Origin of the sequence: Achromobacter sp. (genome assembly GCF_050285585.1) — a bacterium.
Lineage (GTDB): Bacteria > Pseudomonadota > Gammaproteobacteria > Burkholderiales > Burkholderiaceae_B > Achromobacter.
This window is the reverse complement of sequence record NZ_JBLZXF010000049.1, coordinates 1-21052: the sequence shown is the minus strand read 5'-3', so window position 1 is coordinate 21052 and position 21052 is coordinate 1. Positions and strand designations below refer to the sequence as shown.

Sequence of the window (21052 nt, the reverse complement as noted above, 5' to 3'; positions counted from 1 at the left end):
CGCGGCGGCAAGAGCGGCCTGGGCTTCGCGGCCGGCACCACCGCCGGCAACGCCATCGCCACCCCCGCGGTGGTGGCTGCGGCCGACCCCAACTTCCAGCAATACGTGTCGACCGCCACCGCGCAGGTCGCCGCGTGCGTGCTGATCAGTTCCATCCTGGCCCCGGTGCTCGCCTCGTATTTCCTCAAGCGGGCCGGCGAGCTCAAATCCGAGGACGGCGATACGCCGGCGGGCTCGGCCGCCGGTCTGCGCGAGGCGCGCGGAGAGGCGCTTTGAATCCCGCCATCGCCATCGTCGCCGACGACCTGACCGGGTCGGGCGACACGGCGGTGCAGTTCGTCCGCGCCGGCTGGAGCACGCACCTGTCCATCGGCGGCGCCGACGAAGCGCTGTCGGGACCCGCTACCGCCGGCGTCGAAGTGCTGGCGGTCACCACCAACAGCCGCGCCCTGTCCGCCGCCGAGGCGGCCGCGGTCGTGCGGCAAAACGTGCAACAACTGCGCGCCGCCGGCGTATCGCGCCTGTACAAGAAGGTGGACTCCACCTTGCGCGGGGCCTTCAAGGCCGAGATCGACGCGGCGCGCGAGGCCTGGGGCCCGGACACCGTGGCGGTCATCTGCCCCGCCTTCCCCGCCACCGGCCGCACGGTGGAGGGCGGCGTCCTCTTCGTGAATGGCAAGCCGGTCACTGAGACCTCGGCCGCCACCGATCCGGTCACGCCGGTGAAGGAAAGCCACATTCCCACCCTGCTGGGTTGCGCCCACGTGGCCGCGCGGGACGGCGATACGCCGGAAACGCTGGCCGAGCGCATCCGTCTGGCCGGCCATACAGTCGTTGTCGACGCTGCGACGGAGGCCGACCTGGAGCGGCTGGCCCGCGCCATCGGCCTGCTGGGCGTGCATGCGCTGCCCGTGGGCGCGGGCGGCCTGGCCGTGCCGCTGGCCCGGGTCTGGGCCGGCGCCGACCAGACGGCGCCTGTCGTCGTGGTCGTCACGTCCCAGCACAGCGCGGCGCGCGCGCAAGCCGCCGCCCTGCGGGCCTCGGGCGCCGACACCTGGACGCCCTCGCTGGCCCAACTGGCCGATGACGCCGCCTGGCAGTCCTGGAGCCAGCCCCTGGTGCAAGCGCACGCGCAGGCTCCCGCCCACGCGGGCACCGTGCTGCTGCTGGCGCCCGAAGGGCAACTGGAGGGCCTGGATTCCGAAACCGTGGCCGAGCGCCTGGGCGCCCTGGCCGCGCAATTGATCACCACCTCGCGCGCGGCCGGCGTGGTCGCCACCGGCGGCGACGGCGCGCGCAGCGTGCTGCTGGCGCTGGACGCCCGCGGCATCGCGCTGGTGGACGAAGTCATGGGCGGCGTGCCCCTGGGCACGCTGACCGGAGGCACGGCCGCCGGCCTGCCCGTGGTGACCAAGGCCGGCGGCTTTGGCACCGAAGACGTACTGGTTCGCGCGGTGCGCGCGATCCGCGACAGGAGATTCAAACGATGACACAACCCCAACCCAACAAGCTGCCGCTGCTGGCCGTAACCCTGGGCGACGTGGCGGGCATCGGGCCGGAGATCACGGCCAAGATGCTGATGGGCCATGACGACCTGCGCCAGAAGGCCCGCCTGCTGGTGGTCGGCGATGTGGACGTGATGACCAACGCCGTGCGCAGCCTGGGCGGCGACCCCGCCATCGTCCGCAAGCTGGACCGCGCGGCCGACTGCTCCAACACGCCCGGCACGATCGAAGTGCTGCAGGCCGGGCAGTCGCTGGCCCACGTCAAGCTGGGCGAGATCAACGCGGACGCGGGCGACGGTTCGGTGCGCTTCGTCACCACGGCGTGCGCCCTGGCGCGCGCCGGCGAGGTCGACGGCATCGTGACCGCTCCGCTGAACAAGGCGGCCATGCATGCCGCCGGCCACAAGTGGCCCGGCCACACCGAACTGCTGGCGCACGAATTCGGCGTCAAGACCTTTTCGCTCGTGCTCTCGGCCGGCGATCTCTACATCTTCCATGCGACCACCCACGTGTCGCTGCGCCAGGCCATCGAAAACCTGACCCCGGCGCGCGTGCGCGCGGTGCTGCGCCTGGCCGGCTCGTTCGCCAAGGCGCTGGGCCGCGGCGACAAGCCGGTGGCCGTTTCCGGCCTGAACCCGCACGCGGGCGAAAACGGCATCTTCGGCACCGAGGACGCCGACATCCTGGCGCCGGCCGTGGCCGAAGCCAATGCAGCCGGCATCCTGGCCGCCGGCCCGATCCCCGCGGACGCGCTGTTCCCGCAGGCCGTGCGCGGCAAGTGGGAGTTCGTGATCGCCTGTTACCACGATCAGGGCCATGCGCCCTTCAAGGCGGTCTACGGCGACGACGGCGTAAACATCACCGTCGGCCTGCCGGTGGTGCGCGTGTCCGTGGACCACGGCACGGCCTTCGACATCGCCGGCCGCGGCATCGCCCGCGAAGACAGCCTGGTCCTGGCCGCCGAGCGCGCCGCGCACCTGGCCCCGGGATGGACGCATGTATGGGAAACTGCGCGGGCACAGACCGGAGGTTGATTTCCATGGCGCCCGCCACGCACGACGCATTGCCCGTTCTTGACCGCTCCGGCGATACGCCGCTGCACGCCCAGGTTGCGGCCCAGCTGCGCGGATACATCCGCGCGAACAAGCTCGCCGCCGGCGCGGCCCTGCCCAGCGAGGCCGCCCTGTGCGAACGTTTCGGGGTCGCTCGCAGCGTGGTGCGCCAGGCGCTCGCCGCCCTTGCCGCCGAGGGCCTGATCCAGCGCGAAAGCGGACGCCCCGCCACTGTCGCGGCTCCCCAGGAGCACCGCCGGCTGGTGCAGCGCTCCACCGGCCTGTACGAGCAGTTCGCCCAATCCGGCGTGTCGCTGCAGACCCGCGTGCTGGCCTTCGCCCGCGCCGAACCGCCGGCCGAGGTGGCCGAGTTCTTCGGCACGCCGCAACTGCTGCTACTGGAGCGCCTGCGCCACGTGGCCGATGCGCCCCTGGCCTATGTGCGCACCTGGCTGGCCATCGACACCGTTCCCGGCCTGCGCGCCGAAGACCTGGCCGACGCCTCCCTGCACGGCGTGCTGACGCGCCGCTTCGGCCTGCGTCCCGGCGCGGGACGCAATCAGATCCGGGCGGTCGCCGCCGATGCCCAGCTTGCGGAGCTGCTGGACACGCCGGCGGGCACGCCGCTCTTGATGCTGCAAGGCCGCGGCATGGACCAGCACGGCCGGCCGCTGGAGTGGTTCACCACCTGGCACCGCGCGGAGCAACTGGTGTTCGACGTGGACGTCAGCGTAGGCCATGAAAGCGTCCAGCCCCGGCTGCAGGCGCCGTCCGACGCCACGCCCGATGCGCCCGGCACGCCCGACGGGCAAGATCCGCTGGCCCGTGCCCAGGCGCTCGTGGCCGAGCTCTCGGCCGAACTGGCCAGGCTGCGCGGCCCGCGCTTGTAACGGGCGCGCTTCAACCTGGGGCCGCCCATGCCCAGCACCCGCCCCATGAGAACGAAGAACCCGGCCAATAGGATCCGGGGCCCCAGGAACAGGCGGCCGGCATCGCTGACTTCCTCGACCGAATGCCACGCCTGCGCGCTCATCGGGTATTCGGCCCGCAGCAGCACGGGCGGCGCATCGGGCGGCAGAGGCAGCAGATGCAGGCGCAGCGATCTCCCGCGGCGGCTGCGCCGCAGCAATGAATGTCCTCGCCGGTCAGCGGTTCTTCCGTGACTTGCAAGGTTGCGCTCATGCGTGCATTGCGCCACGGGCGCGCTCAATAGGTCCCATAGGGAACCTCCACGGCCAAGGGTTTGCCTCCCTGGGCCGGACGCAGCGCATAGATATGCACCACGCCGTCGTCGCTGGCCAGCGGCTCGTCCTGGCGCTCCACGGTGTAGCGCTGGCCGTCGAACTCCAGCGTGCGCGGCGCGACCGCCCGGGCCTGGGCCGGCAACAGCAAGCCGCCCAGTTCATCGGCCATGTCCGGGAATTCGTAGTCGAGCAAGTCCTCATCCGCGCGCAGCCGCTGCACGCGGGGCCGATACGGCGCGGCGTCCAGGTTCCAGCCGTTGACCAGATCGGTGATCCACGGACCCGGAATGCCATAGGTACCGTCCAGCTCGGCCTCGCCGATCTCCGGTCCGACCACGACCAGGCAGCACACGGTCTTGCCGGCCCCGCGATCGTAGACCGCCCACTTGCTGCCCGCGGCGGCCACTTCGGGCAGCATGGAGAAGCGATATTGCTGATGGAACTGGGCGTCGGACACCTCGCGCCAGGCGCCGACGATGGGCGGCCGCGCCGATGTCGATGCCGATGTCGAGCCGGGCGCGGGCTGCTGCGCCTGGCAGGCCAGCGTCATCGCGATCCCCGCGATCAGGGTTGCGGTTTTGAGCGGTAAACGGATCATTTCCTGTCCCTGGACGGATTGACGCGGCCCTAGCCCGGCAGCCTGCCCTTCTTGCGCGTCGCCCTCTCGGCCAGCCGCAGCGCCATATCCCGCTGGCGCTGCATCAGTTCGGCGATCTGCTCGGCGTAGAGGTCGGTGAGGTCGCCTCCCAGGGGTTCCGGATCGGCCATGTCATCGACCACCACGATCGTTCCCGCCTGGTCCACGCCCCAGATCCGGCTGCCGTCGCCCACGATCTTGAGCAGGGGCAGGATGCCGGGCAGACCGGCCTCGGCGAGCTGGCGCTGCTGCGCCGAGATGCTGGCCCATTCGGGCAACTCCGGCGCATCGATGCCCAGCAGCACCAGGCCGCGCCAGAAGGTCCAGGCGGGGCCGACCTCGAACTCCTTCGCGTGCGGCCAGGCTTCCTCGCGCGCCATCACGCACAGGCCGTTGGTGCGCTGGCAGAAGGCCGTGAACGCCGCCGGCAGCGGAAAGCCGACCGCGGCCTCCAGCTTGGCGATCGATTCCGCGCCAGGCGCGGGCGCGGCCACGACCTCGAAATACTGGGTATCCACGGGATCCAGGATCTCCCAGATGCGTTCGTGAAACTGTTCGGGGGTCATGGTCATGCAGTCTTCCTGAAGCTAAGAAAAATCCCGGCCCGCCGCAAAGGCGGAAACCGTGAAGGCGCATCACTATATCCTTGAATGCGGCGCCCCGGCGGACGCGCCATGACGCGCCGGCAAAGCCCGCGGGCCCGCCGCGCAGGCCCGCCTCCGCGGCGGGAACCCGGAAAAGAAGAATGGACGCGGCGCCGCCCGGCAGGCCGCTACGCAGCCAGCTGCCGCGCCAGGGCCTTGCGGTCCACCTTGCCCACCGCGTTCTCCGGCAGGCGCTCCACCCACAGCACGTCGCGGGGCACGTAGATCCGGCCCAGGCGCGCCAGCACCTCGGCCTGGATGGCCGCGGCGTCGGGCGCCGCGTCGCCGACGCGCTGCACGAAGATCACCGGCACTTCGCCCAGGTCCTCGTCCGGCGCGCCCACGACGCAACAGGCCGCCACGCCCGGCAGGCCGGTGACGACGCCTTCGACCAGCGCGGGCGAGATGTTCTCCCCGCCGCGGATGATGACGTCCTTGATGCGGCCGGTAATGCTCAGGTAGCCCTCTGCGTCGAACCGTCCAAGGTCGCCCGTGCGCAACAGCGACGGCGCGCCCTCGCCGCCTTCCACGCCCAGGTATCCCAGCATCAGGCTGTCGCCCGCGATGCAGATCTCGCCCTCGCCGCCCGGCATGGCTTCGGCGCCGTCGGGCAGCCTCAGGGTCACGCGCTGCCCCGCCAGCACCGTGCCCACCGAGCCGACTCGGCGCGCGCCGGGCGGATTCATCGTCGAGGTGCAGGTGGCTTCGGAAAGCCCGTAGGACACGACCAGCGGGCAGCCCAGGAAGGCCTCGATGCGCCGGTGCAGCGCTTCCGTGATCGGGGCCGAACCGCAGCGCGCGAAGCGCAGGCCCGCAAGGCTGTCCCGATCGAATTCCAGCTCCAGCATGCGGGCATACATGGTGGGCACGCCCGTGATGATGGTGGGCCGGAACGCGCGCAGCAGGCCGGGCATGTCATCGGCGCGGAAGCGGCCCGCCAGCGCCACGCTGGCCCCGGCCAGCAAGGGCGCGAAGATCTGGTTGTTCAGCGCATTGGTGTGATGCAGCGGCATCACGTGCAGCAGGCGGTCTTCCGGCGTCAGCCCCGTGTGCGCCAGCACGCCGCGGGCATTGTTCGCCAGGCCGCGATGGCTCAGGAGCACGCCCTTGGGGCTGCCCGTGCTGCCGGAGGTGAACAGCAGCAGGCCGGGGTCCTGGGGCGCCGCCCCGCCTGCGCCGCTCCAATCCGGCGGGCCCTGCGCGATGCGTTCCGCGTCCAGCCGGCGCGCCGGCGCCAGGCCGCTGGCCTGGGCGGTTCCGGCATTGGCTTCGTCGTAGAGCATCCATTCCAGGCCGACCGCCGCCACGCGCCTGGCGGTCTCGTCGGCGGCCAGCCGGGGCTCCAGCGGACACGGGCACGCGCCCGCCGTCATCACGCCCAGTATGGCCAGCACCTGCTCCAGCGAGCGCTCCATGGCGACCGCCACGTATGCGCCGCGCGCGACGCCGGCAGCCCGCAGGCCGCCCGCGACCCGCCCGACCCGGCGATGCAGGTCCTCGTAGGTCAGCGCTCCCTGCGCGGTCACGATGGCGGGGCGCGCCGCCCACTGCGGCTGGCTCCAGGCGCGCGCGCACGCCGCCGCCAGCGTGGCATCGACGATCGTCATGCCGGCCTCCTAGCGGAGCGCGACCGCGGCGTCGCGTTCGAACTGCCCGTCGGCATCGAGCTCGCGCAAGGCGCGGACCTCCGCGGCGGTGGGCGGCTCGGACGGCGCCGCGCCCGTGGCATCGAATTCGAAGCCCGTGCGCTCGCGCACCTCGGACAGGCTGGATTCCGGGTGCCACGACTGCAGGGCGAGCCGCCCGTCGCGCTTGACGAATACCGCGATGGGCGTCACCACGCCATGGAACCCGCCCCACGACGTCATGAAGTCCAGCTTGGGCACGAAGGTGCGGCGCGAATGCTCCGTGCGCCACGTGCAGGCGCGCCTGGCGGTCGGCAGCATCACCGCGCCGCCTCCGCCGCCCGGCAAGCGCACCTTGGGTTCGTGCCAGTTCCCGATGCAGGAATTGTTGGCGCAGCCCGCTCCATCTATCTGCGCCGCGCCCAGGAAGGTCAGGTCCATGCGGCCGCGGGTGCACAGATCGTAGAAGTCCTCGTTGGAGAAGATCGACGCGGTATGTTCCGCCAGCACCGGATCCGAGCTCGACAGCGGAATGTGCGAAGGCCGCGGGTTCACTCCCCCGGCCACGTTGATGTAGACGAAGTCCCAATCGTAGGCGCGCTTGGCCAGCAGGCAAGCCAGCATCGGCATGGTGGAATTCACGCCGCTGAACGTGATCTCGTCCGGCCGGATGAAACGCGCCAGGTTGGTCACGATGTAAGAAAAGCCCGACCATTGCTCAGCCATGATGCACCTCCCGCGCTTCGGGCGCCGCGGCCATGTGCGCCTGCAGATCGCCCTGCTTGTCCATGTATGCTTCCACCGCCGGATAATCGATGGCGTAATCGGGCCAGCAGGAGCCGGGCCACGCGCCTTGCGGCACCACCGCGTAGGCCTGGACCATGAAAAACGGGATCAGCGTGGATTCCGGGTTGGCTTCGAACACCGCGGTGTCGACGAGCTTCTCGGCCACCACCAGCACGCTGCCCGCGGCGCGCGACATGATGCGGTCCCAGTGCGCGGTGCCTTGCACGCGCACATTGCCCTGGGCATCCACCTCGGAGGCCTGGATCACGGCGAAGTCGGGCCGTATGGCCGGCACGACCCAGGTCTTCTGCCCGCTTCCGTAGGGATCGTCCAGGCATTTCCAGCCGTTGAGTTCGGGCAGCCCGCTGCCGTGCAGGCCTCCGCAAGGCTGGAACGGCACGCCGATAGCGGCGGCCCGAAGCCCCGCGGTCAGGCTGGCGCAGGCATGTTCCTCTAGTTCGATCTCGCGCCGCTCCACGGCCTTGCGGTACCAGGGCGCCAGGCCGAAATTCCCTTCCATCGCCACGATACCGGCGCGCACGCGGCGCAGCGCGCCCGCGCGGCACAGGATGTCCACGTCATAGCCCGGCGACTGCTTGACCAGTTCCAGGTCGCGCCGCCCCTGGCGGATCAGTTCGCGCACGAAGGCGAACGGCCCGCGGTGCAGGAAACTGCCGCCCAAGGCGATCGACGCGCCGTTGGGCACCAGCGCCGCCAGCTCCGCCAGCGAACACTGCTTGTTCTTCTGATTGAATCCCGATGCCATGTTGTCTCCTTTACTGCTTTGTCTTGCGCGGCTAGCGCGCCTGCAGATAGGCCGCCACGCGCGCCTTCAGGCCGGGCTGGGCGGCCGAGCGCACCAGGCGGGCCAGGTCGGCGTCCGGTGTTTCCGTCGACAGCGCTTCATACAACTGGACGCGGCTGGCGCAAGCGAGGGCGGACGCCGTTTCCAGCGCCTGCTGCTCGATGTCCGCCCATTCCTGCGCCTCGGCGAGCCGGCTGGCGAAGCCGTCGCGCAGTGCCTCTTCCGCGCCGAACGTGGCGGCCTGCTCCAGGACGGCGCGCGCGCGCTCCGCGCCCACCAGCGCGGCGAAGCGCCGCGTGCCCAGCACCAGGCCGAACTTCAGCCCCGGCATGCGGAACGTGGCGTCCGGCGCGCTCACGCGCCATTTGCAGGCGCCGAACAGGTCCACGCCCGCGCCGAAATTGCGGCCGTGCGCCAACGCCAGGGTCAGGCACGGCGAACCCGCCAGCCGCTGCAGCAGCATCTCGATGCGCACGAAACGCAGCAGCAGGTCGCCTTCACTCTGCGCCTGCCAATCGCCGAAGTCAAAGCCCGCGCTGAAATTCCTGCCTTCGCCCTTCAGCACGACGAGCCTCGCGCCCTCCGCCTCGGCCTCGTCCAGCGCGGCGATCAACGCCTCGACCAGATCGGCCGACAAGGCGTTCATTTTTTCGGGCCGCGCCAGCGTGAACACATGCCGTGCGCCCTGCTTGTCGATACGCAGCGCCCCGCTCATGCCGCCGCCCCTTTCTTGCCCGCGCGCAGCGCGCCCAGCACTTCGTCGTTGTGCTCGCCCAGCGCGGGCGGACGGCGGCGCAAGGCCGTCGTCTCGCCGTCGAAGCGCACCGGCAGGCCGAAGGTGCGAGTGCGCACGCCGTTCGGCAGCTCCACGGGCTGCACCCAGCCCATGTGCTCCACCTGCGGGTCGGCCAGCACTTCAGAATAGGTGTTGATCGGCGCGCAGGGCACGCCCGCCGCGCGGAAGCGCGCAAGCCAGGTCTGCGCGTCCTCGGCCTCGAAGATCGCCTCGAGGATCTCGCGCAGCGCAGTCTGGTTGCGCGCGCGCGAGATGGTGTCGGTGAAGCGGGAATCGGCCAGCAGGTCTTCGCGGCCGACGGTGGCGCATACGCTCTTCCACAGGGCCTGGTTGCCCGCCGCCATGCCGAAATAGCCGCCCTGGCAGCGGAAGGCCTGATAGGGCGCGTTGCGCGGGTGCGCCGAACCCAGCTTGACGGGATCCCGGCCGCTGCCGAAGAACTCCGAGGTCTGCAAGGCCGCGATGCCCAGCGTGGCGCCCAGCATCGGCACGTCGATGTGCGTGCCCTGCCCGCTTGCCTGCGCCGCGCGCAAGGCGGACGCAATGGCGAAGGCGCCATACAGGCCCGCCGAAAAATCCGCCACCGGCACGCCGCACTTCACCGGCTCTCCGCCGGCTTCGCCCGTCACGCTCATCAATCCGCTCATGGCCTGGATCGTCAGGTCGAAGCCGCCTTCCTGCGAACGCGGCCCCGACTGGCCATAGGCCGAGATCGAGCAATAGACCAGCTTGGGATTCACTTCGCGCAATTGCGCGTAGCCCAACCCCAGGCGATCCATCACGCCAGGCCGGTTGTTCTCGATCAGCACGTCCGCGGTGGACGCCAATTCGCGCGCCAGGGCCAGATCCCCGGGATCCTTCAGGTTCAGCGTCACCGAACGCTTGTTGCGGTTGAGGGACGCGAAGTTCTCGCTGTAGCCGTCGGAAATGGGCGGCCAGCTGCGCAGCGTATCGCCGCCTTCGGGGTTCTCGACCTTGATGACGTCGGCGCCCATATCCGCCAGCAGCATGCCGCAGAACGGGCCCGCCGCAACGTTGCAAATCTCCAGCACCGTGATGCCGGCAAGTGCCGAACTGGGTGTCATGTCTGACCTCTCGTTATGAAAATTCAATATTTGGGACTCGAAAAATATTATAAGAGCGGACATCCAGGCAGTGGCATCATGCCGCTCTGGCGAGCGAATCCTAGTGCAATCCCTAGGTTCATCGCTTAATTGTTGACCAGCATATCACCGTGTGGAATTCTACGTAAACCATTTATTGATACATACATCCTAAAATTTAGGATTTTCAAAACGACGGCAGCCGCCCTGCGCATGCCGGCACCGACAGCCCCAAGGAGACTCCCATGAAAAAGTTGTGGCGCATTGCCCTGGCGGGCGCGGTCCTGGCGCTGGCGGCCGGCCCCGCCGCGGCCGATCCCTGGCCCGCGAAACCCGTGCGCATGGTCGTGCCGTTCCCGCCCGGCGGCGCGACGGACGCCGCCGCGCGCATTTATGCGCAGCACCTGGGAGACTATCTGGGCCAGAGCGTGGTGGTGGAGAACAAGGCCGGCGCCGGCGGCGAGATCGGCGCGGAATTCGTGGCCAAATCGCCGGCCGACGGCTACACGCTGCTGATGGGCGCCGTAGGCAGCCACGCGATACATGCCGCCATGCCCGACAAGCCGGGCTATGACTTCGGCACCGCCTTCGTCGGCGTGTCCATGGCCACCAGCATGCCCATGGCCGTGGCGGTGAACAGCAGCCGGATCCCGGCCAAGAATGTCCAGGAGCTCATCGCGCTGGCCAAGAGCAAGCCCGGCAGCATCACCTACGGATCGGCGGGGCCAGGAACGTCCCAGCACATGGCGGGCGAACGCTTCCAGGTCGCGACCGGCATCCGCCTCATGCACGTGCCGTACCGCGGCAGCGGCCCGGCCATCACCGATTTGCTGGGCGGCCAGATCGACATGGTCATCGAAACGCTGCCCGCGCTGCTGCCGCAGCTGGCCAGCGGCAAGATCCGGCTGCTGGGCGTCACCACCGCCACGCGCGCCACGGCGCTGCCCGATCTGCCCACCCTGATAGAACAAGGCGTCAAGGACTACTCGGTCGCGACGACCTACGCGCTGCTGGCGCCGGCCGGCACCCCGCCCGCCGTAGTGGACAAGCTCTCTGCCGGAATGCAGAAGGCCGCCGCCATGCCCTCGGTGCAGCAGGCCGCGCTGAAGCTGGGCGCCGACGCCGTGGCCACTTCGCCCGCCGACACCAGCCGCGTGCTCAAGCAGGAAGTTTCCCGGTGGGCCGAAGTCGTGCGGCTGTCGGCTGCCCAATGAGGGCGCCTCAAGCGGCGCCCCCGCCGTCCGGCGCGGACCTGGCCATCGTGGGCGGCGGCTCGGTGGCCGTCAGCTTTCTCTACCAATTCCTGCTCTCCCTGGATCCCGCCGCCCGCCGCCCTCTCGTCATCCGCCTGTTCGAACCGCAACCCGAGCCGGGCCCCGGCGGCGCCTACCAGGACGATCTTTCCAGCAACCTGCTCAATATCCCCGCCGGCAATATGTCGGCACTGGCCGACCATCGGCTGGACTTCGTGGAGTGGCTGAGCGCGCAGGATTCCGAGTGGCTGCGCGCGCAGGGCGCGGACACGATCGCTGCCTCGGAGTTCCTGCCTCGCCCTCTGTTCGGCGCCTACCTGCGCGCGGTCTATGCGCGGGCCCGCGACCTGGCCCGCGCGCTGGGCGTCACGCTCGCTCACACGCGAAGCCGGGTGCGGCGCATGGCGCCCCTGCCTGGCGGCGGCGTATGCATCGAGCCCGACCAGGGGGAGTCCTGCACCGCGCGCTATGCGGCGTTGTGCAACGGCAACCTGCCCTCGCAGGCATTCCCGGCGCTGCGGGACGCGCCCGGCTATTTCAACAGCCCCTATCCCGTGCGCGCGCTGGCCGGCGGCATCGCGCCGGACGCCGCCGTCTGCATCGTCGGCACGAGCCTGAGCGCCGTGGATGCCGTGGCCGCCCTGCAGCAGGCCGAGCATCGTGGCCCGATTCTGTGCGTCTCCCGCAATGGCCGCCTGCCCTCCGTGCGCAGTCCCCACAACCGCCCGCCGGAGAGTCTGCGGCAACTCAGCCGCGACGGCGCGATCCGGCTTGCCGCGAAGCATGGCGGCGCGCTGTCCGTGGACGTAATCGCCGCCGCGCTCAAGAATGAGGTCCTGGCGCTGGGCGGCAGCCTGGACACGGACGATGTGTTCGGCCTGGGGGGCAATGCGCGGCAGGCGCTGGACGAAGAGATCAGCAGGTCCGCGCAGGCGGCCCGGCCGTGGCAGGCCGTGGCGGCCGCGACCAACGCCGCCGTGGACCAGATCTGGCACCTGATGCCCGACGCGCAACGCAGCCGGTTCCAGTCGCAATGGCGCTCGCTGTGGATGGCGCGGCGCGCCACCTTCCCCATGCGCAATGCGCTGAAGCTCCAGGACCTGTTCCGGACCGGCCAGTTGCAGGTCGGCGCCGGCTACCTGGACAGCCGGCACGACGGCGCAAGCGGGCTGTTCCACACCCGCGTGCGCGGCGCTTGCGGCAAAACCGCCACGCACTCCAGCCGCTACCTGGTCAACGCCACCAGCTTCTCGGTGGACGCGCTGCGCACGGAAGATCCGCTGGTGTCCACGCTGCTGCGTGAGGGGCATGCAATGCCCGATCCGCACGGCGGCCTGGCGCTGGACTACGGCACGGGCTGCCTGAAGAATGCGCGCGGCGAGATCCAGCCCGCCATATCGGTCTTGGGCAGCCTCGCCAGCGGCACGTACTTCTGGACCACGTCCATGGACGTCAACGCGCGGCTCGCCCGCGATCAGGCGCGCCGCATCGCCGAGGCCATGGCGCGGCCGGCCCTCCTTCCGGCATGAGCGCTAGCCCAGGAAGCCCCTGCGGTAGCCCATCCCTTGTGAAATGGACTGCGCGCAGGCCGATACCGCTGGCGCCAACTGCTTCATCCGGGCCGCGCTCAAGCGGTCCAGCGGACCGGATATGCCCACCGCGGCCACGGGCTGGTCCAGGCTGTTGAACACGGTCACGGCCAGCCCGCCCACCCCTTCGCGCCACTCGCCCCGGTTGACCGCGTAGCCGGCGCGGGCGATCTTGCGCAGCTCGTCCTTCAGCAACGGCATGGAGACGATGGTCGAAGGCGTGTGGCGCAGCAGCTTGTCGGCATAGCGCTCGACATAGCCGTCGGCCTGGTAGGCCAGCAAGGCCTTGCCGGTGGCCACGGCATAGGCGGGAGCCCGCCCCCCCACCATGGAATAGGCGCGTATCGGCTGCGGGCTGTCGATCTTGTCGATGTAGACCACGTCGAAACCGTCCAGCACAGACAGGTGCACGGTTTCGCCGGTCTGGTCCGCCAGGGCGCGCATGAATGGCGCGGCCAGCTTGCGTACGTCCAGTTGCGCCAGCTGGCGGGCCGCGAGCTCGAACAGGCGCACGGCGCCGCGATAGCCGCCGCCGTCATCGTCCTTGATCACGTAGCCGGCGTGTATCAGCGTCTGCAGGGTGCGGTGGGTATTGCTGCGGGTCAGCCCTACCCGGGCCGCCAGCGCGTCGATGGTGCGCGGCGGATTGTCCACGTCGGTCACCGCCTCCAACACCATCAGGCCCTTGAGCAGCGTCTTGTCCATGGTTTTTTCCTAATATTTAGGACGGAAACATAGCACGAGACGCCGTGCGCGAACAGGTTTTCGCGCGGCGCTAGGCGAGGGCCGCCCGCAGCGCTTCCGAACGGTCCCACAGATTCGGCACGCTAGGCGAGGAGTAGCCCGACACGAACGGCTTGGCCTGCCCCGTGGCGGGATCATAGACATGGCGCGACACGGCGCCGATATTGCCGCCGTACATGTGCACGCTGATGGATACGCGGTCCGCGTGCGCATTGGAGACGCGATGGATGTCCCCTTCGGCCGGCGACAGGCGCTCCACGTCGCCCGGCTGAAGCGTCGTGGCGGCGCCATCCGGCAGGATGCGGCCCGCCGGGTCTCGGACGTAGCGCTGGTTCACCTCGGCGCCCCGCAACATCCCCACATAGCCCCACACTTCGTGATCGTGCACGGGCGTGGACTGCCCCGGCCCCCAGACGAAGCTCACCAGCGAAAACCGCTCCAGCGGATCGCAGTGCAGCAGGTATTGCTGGTAGTACTGCGGATGCGGCGCGGTACAGGCCTCGGGCAGCCAGTCATCGTGCCGCACCAGGTCGGCGAATGCGGCTTCGAGCGCCGCGCTCTGCTCCAGCGAGGCCGGCGAGGCCAACCGCGTCGCGGTGGCGATGAAACGGCGCAGCCGGTCCAGGCCGGCGGGCGATTCGGGCATTGCGTTTCTCCAAGGCGGATCGGAATCCCAGATTGAAAAAGCAGTATCCACCATTCGGGACGGATGCGCATCCATGGCCCTGCGGCCGGCCCGGTCATCGTCCCGGGCTATTCTTGAGGCCCGGGCCGGGGCATGGCGCGTATCGGACTTTCCTCACGACAGATCATGAAGCATCCCTACCAAGACATTCCCGCCACGCTGGCGCGCGCGCTGCAAGCGGCGCGCCGGGTGGTCGTATTTACCGGGGCCGGCGTCTCCGCGGAAAGCGGCATCGCGACCTTCCGGGATGCGCTCACCGGCCTGTGGTCCCGCTTCGACGCACAGGCTCTTGCCACGCCCGAGGCGTTCCGCTCCCACCCCGACATCGTCTGGGGCTGGTACGAATGGCGGCGCGCCCAGGTGCTGCGCGCCCAGCCGAACGCCGCGCATCGCGCCATTGCCCGGCTGGCGCGCCACGTGCCCGAGCTCGCCGTCGTCACGCAGAATGTGGACGACCTGCACGAACGGGCAGGCAGCGTTGGCGTCGCGCACCTGCATGGCAGCCTGCATGCGCCGCGCTGCTCCGCTTGCGACGCGCCTCACGCCTTTGCCGACGGCACGCCCCGCGAACCGGAGGAAGGGCGGCGCATCGACCCGCCCGCATGCATGCGTTGCGGCGCGCCGGTCAGGCCGGGCGTCGTGTGGTTCGGCGAAAGTCTGCCCGCCGATGCCTGGGAGGCCGCCATCCGCGCCGCGGAGCAATGCGACCTGCTGCTGAGCATCGGCACCTCGGCGCGGGTCTACCCGGCCGCCGAGCTTCCGCAGCGCGCGCTGGCCGCGGGCGCGACCGTGGCGCAGATCAATCCCGCCGCCACGCCGCTGGATGCGCGCGCCCATCACAACCTGCGCGGCGCGGCCGCCGAGATCATGCCCAGGCTGCTCGCCAGCGCGGGGTTCGAACCGCCCGAAAATCCTTAGCACACCGCCGTCCACGCGTCTCGCGGCGTGAAGATTCGTGAGGATGCCGGACGCTCGTGTCGCGCGGTATCCACGCTGTCCGCGGTGCCAGGGGAAACCCCAAATCCCTCCGTGCGTGCTGCGGGATACAGTGACGCAATAGCTTATTGGCCATGGAGGCCGCCATTCCGTTTTCCTGGAGACTTCCCGACGTGTTCGTTCGTTCGCCAGACGGTGTCCTGCACCGGGTGGTGCGCCACGCCACGACCACGGAAACCATCGCCAAGCTCGAAAGCATGCCCAGCAATTACCATCTGGATTGCGAATGCATGCTCGACAACGGCGAAACGCTCTCCTGGATCGGCAACGACCAGTACCGCCAATTGAATGGCGGCGCGATCTTCACCGCCGAATCCGTCGTCACCACGCCTCGCGGCGAACCCCGCAAAAGCGGCGCCCCGAAGACAGGCGTGCGCGACACACGCAGGAAACCTGCCCCGCGCAAGAAACTTGCCGCGGGTCAAGGCCACGTACCATTAGCTGTCGTCAATCTGAAAACCGGCAACGACTGGAGCCTGATACGCGCGTGGCGCGAGCATCTCAATATCAGCACCGCTGATATGGCTGCCCGGCTAGGCGTCGACCACTCCATCTATATCGAACTGGAACGGCCGCGCCCGCGGCCCCGGCAGGCCATCCTGGACCGCGTGTCGGAAGCCCTGGGCGTCACTCCCGAACAGCTCGATGATTCATTGTTAGGAGGACATTTTCATTGAACCGGCGCCGGAACATCAAACTTCCCGCCTGGCGCTCTGAAATGCTCCAATGACTTTGGCGCCGCATACATAATGACCCGCGCATGGAGGTATGAATATGCTCGGCACAGCAAGACGACTTACCGACGTCCTCGCAACCGCCCCGGACGGCACGCTGTATCGCATTGAACGCTTTGTGTCGGATCCCGACGCGTACTCCGCGCTGGGAACGTCCCGCTTCGACCCGAAAACCCACTGCGTGTGCCGTACCAGCGCGGGCGACAAGGTCGCATGGCTGGGCGGTCAGGCCTATCAGCTGCTGAAAAGCGGCACGGCATTGACGGCGGTGGACCGACGCCGGCAGTAAATGGCATCCAAAACAAAAAGCGGCTTGATGATTCGTCATCAAGCCGCTTTTTTTTCGCGGGAACCACGGCAATGCCGCAATTCGCAAATGAGGTTGGCGCGCCCGGCAGGATTCGAACCTACGACCCCCTGGTTCGTAGCCAGGTACTCTATCCAGCTGAGCTACGGGCGCCCCGAAAGAGGCGTGTTTATAGCATGAAAAAAGCGCGAAGCGCAAATCGGGAGGCGGCCAAATGCCCCTTCCGGCGTGGCCGGCCTCTCGTTTGCGCCAGATCAAGGAGGGGCGCCCGGCCTGCGCAGTACGCTGGAGGTGTCCGCGGCGGATCCGTCCCGGCGCGGACCAGACATCAGGCATTCAGCATGGCCAAGAAGTTCCCCCTGCATCCCAAGCACCCCGAGCGCATCTGCTGGGGATGCGACCGCTATTGCCCCACCGACTCGCTTGCCTGCGGCAACGGCTCGGGCCGCACCATGCATCCCGCCGAACTGCTGGGCGAGGATTGGTACACGGTCGGAGACTGGGGCTTCGACGACGACGACGAAGCGCAGCCCCGGGACGGCGGCGCGAAGCCGCGGCCAGCGCCCTGATCCCGCGCCGCCGCGCCCCCCTTCCCCATTTTTCCGCTATCGCGCCCCACGAACGGGCGGGCGCCCGGCCGCGCGCGCCATTCGAGCGTTGGCGTGAAATGAGTGGTGGCCGCTATCACTTGTCTTTAGGCTGAGCCTTCCCGACCGTTGCACGAACTCCTTCTGTTTTCGACGCGGGGGATTTCCAAATCGGAAGCGGTATTCCGCGCGGAGTCAAAACTGGGAGAAAGCGGAAGAAATAGTCCAAAAAACCTAGTTCACGCATCCGCTTTCGCAAAACTTAAACATTAAAAAAATAATTGGATTTTTGTGCAAACTGGACAGATTATGCATTCCACGAGCGGGGATTCCTTTTGCACGAAAGCCCTCGGCGCGACGCCTGCAGCCGGGATTACTTGTCCCTATTTCCATCCAAAGGAAATTGCATGAAGATCAAAAAATCGTTGCGCGCATTTTTTCTGGGTGTCTCGACCGCAGTGCTGGCAGCCGGATGCTCCACCGCCCCGCCGGCGCAGGAATCAGGATTCCTTTCCGACTACTCGATCCTGCGCCAGGAACCCGCTCCTGGCGGCGGCACCCGCCTGGTTTACTTGAACTCCGCGTTCACCCCGGCCCGCTACCACGCGGTGTGGCTCGATCCCGTCGTGTATTACCCGGAGCCCCAACCCTCCGCGGATGTCTCGATGGAAACCCTGACGCAGATCCGCAATGCGGTCAACGAGACGCTGCGGCGCAAGATCGGCGAACAGGTAAGGCTGGTCGACCGGGCCGGTCCCGGCGTGGCCCGGGTGAGCATCGCGCTCACGGCGATCGGAACCCGGACGCAATCCCTGGAAGCCTACCAGTACATACCCATTGCCCTGGTCATGACCGGCGCCAAGGCCGCCCTGGAAGGAGGCATGCCGCGCGATGCGACGGTCGCCATCGAATCCCGGGTCACGGACAGCATGTCCGGCAACCTGCTGTACGCCTCCGTCCGCGGAGGCACCGGCGAACGGGTCGCGAACGCCACGCAAGGCAGCGGCGGCGTCCAATTGTCCAAGCTGCAGCCGCTGATCGACGAATGGACCACCGGAGCCGCCCGGGAAATCCGGAAATACGTTCAGTAAAGACAATGCGGCGGACGGCAATGCCGCCCGCGCACCAACAGGCACGACGGAGAATCGACAGCCCGTCCAGATTGCCGCGGTCCAATTAGCTCGAAAAAAAATCGTTTTGTTTGAAGCCTCTCGTGAACTTCAGAACATGTCTTAATGGAGCGATAACAATGAAGCTAACACGTCGCAAATTCAATGCAGCCAGCCTTGGCCTGCTCGCGGCCGGCGCCCTGGGAGGGCGCACCCAAGCGGCAGACGGTTTGGTGGCGGACCTGCCGGAAGGCAACGAACAGTTCGCGCTGGCCACCGACGCCTATATTTACGCCTATCCCCTCGTGACGATGGAAATGACCCGGAGGGTCATAACCAATGTCGCCGAACCGAAAGGAACGCGGGCGCCGATGGGGCATCTCATCAAATTGCGCCACTATCCGGATGCCAAGTTCCGCGACGTGACCGCGCCCAATGCCGATACCCTCTACACCACCGCGTTCTTCGACGTGGGCGATGAACCCTGGGTGGTGAGCCTGCCTGACCTGCATGACCGCTATGCCCTCTTCCCGATGCTGGACGGCTGGACGACGGTGTTCGACGTGCCGGGAAAGCGCACCACCGGCACCGGCCAGCAGACCTTCGTGGTGACCGGCCCCAAGTGGGAGGGATCGATCCCGCAGGGCATGGCCCAATACAAATCCCCTACCAGCATCGTCTGGCTGCTGGGCCGCATTTACTGCGCCGGCACGCCGGAAGACTATGCCGAAGTCCATAAGCTGCAGGACAGCGTGAAGCTCTGTCCGCTCAGCGCATGGGGAAAGGACTGGACTCCGCCCCCGGGCAAGGCCGATCCGGCCATCGACATGAAAACGTCCGTGCGCGACCAGGTCAACAAGATGGACGCGGTGGAGTTCTTCACGCTGTTTTCCGAGCTGCTGAAGAGAAACCCGCCGAACGCGGCGGACGCGCCCATGGTGGAGAAACTGGCTTCGATAGGCATCGTTCCCGGCCAGGACTTCGACAAGACCAAGCTCGACCCCGCCCTCGTAAAGCGCATCCCGCAAGTCGGCTTCGGCAGGATCATGACGCACTTCAAGGCCAGCGACGGCGACATCCAGGACATCGATGGCTGGGGGTTCACGACGAAGACCGGAATCTACGGCACCAACTACATCCAGCGAGCCCTGATCACCGCGATCGGCCTGGGCGCCAACCGCCCGCAGGATGCCATCTATCCCACGTCCCTGAAGTCGGATAGCGGCGCCGTCAAGCGCGCCTACAACGGTTCCGAGAAATACGTGCTGACTTTCAAGAAAGGGCTTACGCCTCCCGTTTCCGGATTCTGGTCCCTGACCATGTACGACGCGGCCTATTTCTTCGTCGACAACCCGCTGAATCGGTACTCCATCAGCGCCCGCCAGCCATTGAAGGCGAAGCCGGACGGCTCGATCGATCTGCTCATACAGCATGAATCCCCCGGCCCCGAGCTGGAATCGAACTGGCTGCCGGCGCCCAAGGGGCCGTTCATCCTGATGATGCGCCTCTATTGGCCCAACGAAAGCGATCCGTCGATCATCAACGGCTCGTGGACGATACCTCCCGTAAGAAGGGTGAGCTGACACCGGGATTGCGCCGCCGGCGCCAGGCTGGACTTGCGCTCATGGGGGCGCGATGGATCCGATTCATCGCGCCTCCCCCTGGGGAGGGTTTGCGATGAAAAAGAAAATCACGGGCTGCCTGGTCTGCGGCCTGCTTTATGCCGGCTCGGGCCTCGCCGCCGAGCCGGGCGCCGTTGCGTCCACGGACGCGCAGGGCTCGGACGAATGGGAGTTTGCAATCACTCCCTATTTCTGGGCGGCGGGGCTTTCGGGAAAAGTATCCCAACCCCGCCTGCCGGTAATCGACCTGGACGCGGGCTTCGACAAACTGTTCGACAACCTCGACTTCGGAGCCATGCTGATCGGGGATGCGCGCAAAGGCCGCTACAGCATTTTCGGCGATCTGATCTACACCAAGATCGGCACGCAGGGAGACACCCCGCGCGGCATCCTGGCGAGCAGCGCCGACGTGAAGACCTCGACCTTCGCCGGCCTGCTGGGGGTGGGCTATAACGTCCTCGAAAACTCGCCGCACCGGCTGGACGTCGTCGCGGGCCTGCGAGTCTGGTCTGTCGACACCGACATTACGCTGAAGGGCGCGCGCCTGAACGGCAGGACGAACAGCGACGGCTCCACCTGGGTGGATGGCCTGGTGGGCGTGCGTGGCAACTACGTCCTGAGTCCCAGCTTCTACCTCACCGGCTGGGGCCTGATCGGCGCGGGCGGCGCGGAGGCGGATTGGGACCTGGGACTTGGCCTGGGCTACAACATCAGCAAGAACGTCTCGGCCGCCCTGGGCTACCGCGCCGTGGGCGTGGACTACAGCAAAGGAAGCTTCAAATACGACGCCGTGCTGCAAGGCCCGATGGTCGGCCTGACGATCCGCTTCTAGGAACTGCCGCGCCGCCAGGGCACCGGCGGCGCGGCGCGCAAGGCCGCCGTCAAACGCGGCGCAAAACAAAAAGGCCTTCGATGCGAGATCAAAGGCCTTTCCATTTTCTTTGCTGTATTGGCCAAGTCCGTATGGAACTTGGCGCGCCCGGCAGGATTCGAACCTACGACCCCCTGGTTCGTAGCCAGGTACTCTATCCAGCTGAGCTACGGGCGCTCCGGCAAAGAGGCAAAATTATATCAGAAAAATCTTGCCGTTCTACTTTCTCGGTACTGCTTGGTTTTGCTTGCTTGGTTTTGCTTGATCTCTTGACGTCGATCAGTTGGCGCGCCCGGCAGGATTCGAACCTACGACCCCCTGGTTCGTAGCCAGGTACTCTATCCAGCTGAGCTACGGG

Annotated in this window: 22 protein-coding genes and 2 tRNA genes; 13 read left to right on the top strand and 11 right to left on the bottom strand. The window is 67.9% G+C overall.

Annotated features, from left to right (window positions below; genetic code table 11):
* The 4 genes from ACN6PJ_RS29295 to ACN6PJ_RS29280 all read left to right on the top strand — a co-directional run.
* On the top strand, positions 1-276 hold a 276-nt coding region (locus ACN6PJ_RS29295), incomplete at its 5' end, for a 2-keto-3-deoxygluconate permease (protein WP_427999216.1).
* Positions 273-1490, top strand: coding sequence for a D-threonate kinase (gene dtnK, locus ACN6PJ_RS29290; RefSeq protein WP_427999215.1), 1218 nt, complete (start codon positions 273-275; stop codon positions 1488-1490). The genes ACN6PJ_RS29295 and dtnK, both read left to right, overlap by 4 nt.
* Positions 1487-2539 (top strand): 4-hydroxythreonine-4-phosphate dehydrogenase PdxA, encoded by a 1053-nt coding sequence (pdxA, locus tag ACN6PJ_RS29285; protein ID WP_427999214.1) that lies wholly within the window; start codon positions 1487-1489, stop codon positions 2537-2539. Before dtnK ends, pdxA begins: the two co-directional genes overlap by 4 nt.
* Positions 2540-2544: 5 nt before the next feature.
* Positions 2545-3447 carry a GntR family transcriptional regulator gene (locus ACN6PJ_RS29280; protein ID WP_427999213.1) on the top strand — a complete coding sequence of 301 codons (903 nt, stop codon included), beginning with the start codon at positions 2545-2547 and terminating at the stop codon, positions 3445-3447.
* 316 nt (positions 3448-3763) lie between these two features.
* Here the strand turns inward: ACN6PJ_RS29280 and ACN6PJ_RS29275 are convergent, their stop codons facing one another.
* From ACN6PJ_RS29275 to ACN6PJ_RS29245, 7 genes are all read right to left on the bottom strand, one after another.
* Entirely contained in the window at positions 3764-4399 is a 636-nt protein-coding gene (locus tag ACN6PJ_RS29275) for a hypothetical protein (protein ID WP_427999212.1), read from the bottom strand.
* A 29-nt stretch (positions 4400-4428) separates the two neighbouring features.
* Positions 4429-5010: an SMI1/KNR4 family protein gene (locus ACN6PJ_RS29270; RefSeq protein WP_427999211.1), complete on the bottom strand. Its 582-nt coding sequence runs from the start codon at positions 5008-5010 to the stop codon at positions 4429-4431.
* Between the two features lie 200 nt (positions 5011-5210).
* Positions 5211-6689: a class I adenylate-forming enzyme family protein gene (locus ACN6PJ_RS29265; RefSeq protein ID WP_427999209.1), complete on the bottom strand. Its 1479-nt coding sequence runs from the start codon at positions 6687-6689 to the stop codon at positions 5211-5213.
* A 9-nt stretch (positions 6690-6698) separates the two neighbouring features.
* Positions 6699-7433, bottom strand: a complete 735-nt coding sequence (locus tag ACN6PJ_RS29260) for a CoA-transferase subunit beta (protein ID WP_427999208.1) — start codon at positions 7431-7433, stop codon at positions 6699-6701.
* Positions 7426-8259, bottom strand: a complete 834-nt coding sequence (locus ACN6PJ_RS29255) for a CoA transferase subunit A (protein WP_427999207.1) — start codon at positions 8257-8259, stop codon at positions 7426-7428. Before ACN6PJ_RS29255 ends, ACN6PJ_RS29260 begins: the two co-directional genes overlap by 8 nt.
* A 31-nt stretch (positions 8260-8290) precedes the next feature.
* The gene (locus ACN6PJ_RS29250) at positions 8291-9013 is read right to left on the bottom strand and encodes an enoyl-CoA hydratase/isomerase family protein (RefSeq protein ID WP_427999206.1); all 723 of its coding nucleotides are present in this window, start codon (positions 9011-9013) and stop codon (positions 8291-8293) included.
* Complete coding sequence (locus ACN6PJ_RS29245) at positions 9010-10179, bottom strand: CaiB/BaiF CoA transferase family protein (RefSeq protein ID WP_427999205.1); 1170 nt, start codon at positions 10177-10179, stop codon at positions 9010-9012. Before ACN6PJ_RS29245 ends, ACN6PJ_RS29250 begins: the two co-directional genes overlap by 4 nt.
* A gap of 263 nt (positions 10180-10442) precedes the next feature.
* On the opposite strand from ACN6PJ_RS29245, the gene ACN6PJ_RS29240 reads away from it, so the two are divergent.
* Both ACN6PJ_RS29240 and ACN6PJ_RS29235 read left to right on the top strand, forming a co-directional pair.
* Positions 10443-11411 (top strand): tripartite tricarboxylate transporter substrate binding protein, encoded by a 969-nt coding sequence (locus ACN6PJ_RS29240; protein WP_427999203.1) that lies wholly within the window; start codon positions 10443-10445, stop codon positions 11409-11411.
* Positions 11408-12979 (top strand): FAD/NAD(P)-binding protein, encoded by a 1572-nt coding sequence (locus tag ACN6PJ_RS29235; protein ID WP_427999202.1) that lies wholly within the window; start codon positions 11408-11410, stop codon positions 12977-12979. The genes ACN6PJ_RS29240 and ACN6PJ_RS29235 overlap by 4 nt, the downstream gene beginning before the upstream one ends.
* 3 nt (positions 12980-12982) lie before the next feature.
* On the opposite strand, the gene ACN6PJ_RS29230 is transcribed toward ACN6PJ_RS29235, so the two are convergent.
* Complete coding sequence (locus ACN6PJ_RS29230; protein WP_427999201.1) at positions 12983-13744, bottom strand: IclR family transcriptional regulator; 762 nt, start codon at positions 13742-13744, stop codon at positions 12983-12985.
* A 70-nt stretch (positions 13745-13814) separates the two neighbouring features.
* Complete coding sequence (locus ACN6PJ_RS29225; protein ID WP_427999200.1) at positions 13815-14429, bottom strand: cysteine dioxygenase; 615 nt, start codon at positions 14427-14429, stop codon at positions 13815-13817.
* A 165-nt stretch (positions 14430-14594) separates the two neighbouring features.
* Here ACN6PJ_RS29225 and ACN6PJ_RS29220 point away from each other — a divergent pair, with 165 nt between their 5' ends.
* The 3 genes from ACN6PJ_RS29220 to ACN6PJ_RS29210 all read left to right on the top strand — a co-directional run bounded on the left by ACN6PJ_RS29220 (position 14595) and on the right by ACN6PJ_RS29210 (position 16487).
* Positions 14595-15386 (top strand): SIR2 family NAD-dependent protein deacylase, encoded by a 792-nt coding sequence (locus ACN6PJ_RS29220; RefSeq protein ID WP_427999199.1) that lies wholly within the window; start codon positions 14595-14597, stop codon positions 15384-15386.
* 152 nt (positions 15387-15538) lie between these two features.
* Positions 15539-16141 (top strand): helix-turn-helix domain-containing protein, encoded by a 603-nt coding sequence (locus ACN6PJ_RS29215; RefSeq protein ID WP_427999198.1) that lies wholly within the window; start codon positions 15539-15541, stop codon positions 16139-16141.
* 97 nt (positions 16142-16238) lie between these two features.
* Positions 16239-16487: a hypothetical protein gene (locus ACN6PJ_RS29210; protein ID WP_043547343.1), complete on the top strand. Its 249-nt coding sequence runs from the start codon at positions 16239-16241 to the stop codon at positions 16485-16487.
* Between the two features lie 94 nt (positions 16488-16581).
* Here the strand turns inward: ACN6PJ_RS29210 and ACN6PJ_RS29205 are convergent.
* Positions 16582-16658, bottom strand: a tRNA-Arg gene (locus ACN6PJ_RS29205).
* A 188-nt stretch (positions 16659-16846) separates the two neighbouring features.
* Between ACN6PJ_RS29205 and ACN6PJ_RS29200 the strand changes: the two genes are divergently transcribed.
* From ACN6PJ_RS29200 to ACN6PJ_RS29185, 4 genes are all read left to right on the top strand, one after another.
* Positions 16847-17074: a DUF3079 domain-containing protein gene (locus tag ACN6PJ_RS29200; protein ID WP_427999197.1), complete on the top strand. Its 228-nt coding sequence runs from the start codon at positions 16847-16849 to the stop codon at positions 17072-17074.
* A 425-nt stretch (positions 17075-17499) separates the two neighbouring features.
* Positions 17500-18183 (top strand): DUF3313 domain-containing protein, encoded by a 684-nt coding sequence (locus ACN6PJ_RS29195; RefSeq protein ID WP_427999196.1) that lies wholly within the window; start codon positions 17500-17502, stop codon positions 18181-18183.
* A gap of 158 nt (positions 18184-18341) precedes the next feature.
* The gene (locus ACN6PJ_RS29190) at positions 18342-19784 is read left to right on the top strand and encodes a DUF1254 domain-containing protein (RefSeq protein ID WP_427999195.1); all 1443 of its coding nucleotides are present in this window, start codon (positions 18342-18344) and stop codon (positions 19782-19784) included.
* Positions 19785-19878: 94 nt separating this feature from the next.
* Entirely contained in the window at positions 19879-20655 is a 777-nt protein-coding gene (locus tag ACN6PJ_RS29185) for a hypothetical protein (RefSeq protein ID WP_427999194.1), read from the top strand.
* 139 nt (positions 20656-20794) lie between these two features.
* Here the strand turns inward: ACN6PJ_RS29185 and ACN6PJ_RS29180 are convergent.
* A tRNA-Arg gene (locus ACN6PJ_RS29180) sits at positions 20795-20871 on the bottom strand.
* Between the last annotated feature and the right edge of the window lie 181 nt (positions 20872-21052).

Excerpts from the sequence above, each read along its gene's own strand:
- ACN6PJ_RS29245 (WP_427999205.1), bottom strand. The coding sequence starts at position 10,179 with ATGACACCCAGTTCGGCACTTGCCGGCATCACGGTGCTGGAGATTTGC.
- ACN6PJ_RS29195 (WP_427999196.1), top strand. The coding sequence starts at position 17,500 with ATGAAGATCAAAAAATCGTTGCGCGCATTTTTTCTGGGTGTCTCGACC.
- ACN6PJ_RS29260 (WP_427999208.1), bottom strand. The coding sequence starts at position 7,433 with ATGGCTGAGCAATGGTCGGGCTTTTCTTACATCGTGACCAACCTGGCG.
- ACN6PJ_RS29255 (WP_427999207.1), bottom strand. The coding sequence starts at position 8,259 with ATGGCATCGGGATTCAATCAGAAGAACAAGCAGTGTTCGCTGGCGGAG.
- ACN6PJ_RS29210 (WP_043547343.1), top strand. The coding sequence starts at position 16,239 with ATGCTCGGCACAGCAAGACGACTTACCGACGTCCTCGCAACCGCCCCG.
- ACN6PJ_RS29240 (WP_427999203.1), top strand. The coding sequence starts at position 10,443 with ATGAAAAAGTTGTGGCGCATTGCCCTGGCGGGCGCGGTCCTGGCGCTG.
- ACN6PJ_RS29250 (WP_427999206.1), bottom strand. The coding sequence starts at position 9,013 with ATGAGCGGGGCGCTGCGTATCGACAAGCAGGGCGCACGGCATGTGTTC.
- ACN6PJ_RS29185 (WP_427999194.1), top strand. The coding sequence starts at position 19,879 with ATGAAAAAGAAAATCACGGGCTGCCTGGTCTGCGGCCTGCTTTATGCC.
- ACN6PJ_RS29190 (WP_427999195.1), top strand. The coding sequence starts at position 18,342 with ATGAAGCTAACACGTCGCAAATTCAATGCAGCCAGCCTTGGCCTGCTC.
- pdxA (WP_427999214.1), top strand. The coding sequence starts at position 1,487 with ATGACACAACCCCAACCCAACAAGCTGCCGCTGCTGGCCGTAACCCTG.
- ACN6PJ_RS29215 (WP_427999198.1), top strand. The coding sequence starts at position 15,539 with ATGGAGGCCGCCATTCCGTTTTCCTGGAGACTTCCCGACGTGTTCGTT.
- ACN6PJ_RS29275 (WP_427999212.1), bottom strand. The coding sequence starts at position 4,399 with ATGATCCGTTTACCGCTCAAAACCGCAACCCTGATCGCGGGGATCGCG.
- ACN6PJ_RS29265 (WP_427999209.1), bottom strand. The coding sequence starts at position 6,689 with ATGACGATCGTCGATGCCACGCTGGCGGCGGCGTGCGCGCGCGCCTGG.
- ACN6PJ_RS29220 (WP_427999199.1), top strand. The coding sequence starts at position 14,595 with ATGAAGCATCCCTACCAAGACATTCCCGCCACGCTGGCGCGCGCGCTG.
- ACN6PJ_RS29225 (WP_427999200.1), bottom strand. The coding sequence starts at position 14,429 with ATGCCCGAATCGCCCGCCGGCCTGGACCGGCTGCGCCGTTTCATCGCC.
- ACN6PJ_RS29235 (WP_427999202.1), top strand. The coding sequence starts at position 11,408 with ATGAGGGCGCCTCAAGCGGCGCCCCCGCCGTCCGGCGCGGACCTGGCC.
- ACN6PJ_RS29270 (WP_427999211.1), bottom strand. The coding sequence starts at position 5,010 with ATGACCATGACCCCCGAACAGTTTCACGAACGCATCTGGGAGATCCTG.
- ACN6PJ_RS29230 (WP_427999201.1), bottom strand. The coding sequence starts at position 13,744 with ATGGACAAGACGCTGCTCAAGGGCCTGATGGTGTTGGAGGCGGTGACC.
- ACN6PJ_RS29280 (WP_427999213.1), top strand. The coding sequence starts at position 2,545 with ATGGCGCCCGCCACGCACGACGCATTGCCCGTTCTTGACCGCTCCGGC.
- ACN6PJ_RS29200 (WP_427999197.1), top strand. The coding sequence starts at position 16,847 with ATGGCCAAGAAGTTCCCCCTGCATCCCAAGCACCCCGAGCGCATCTGC.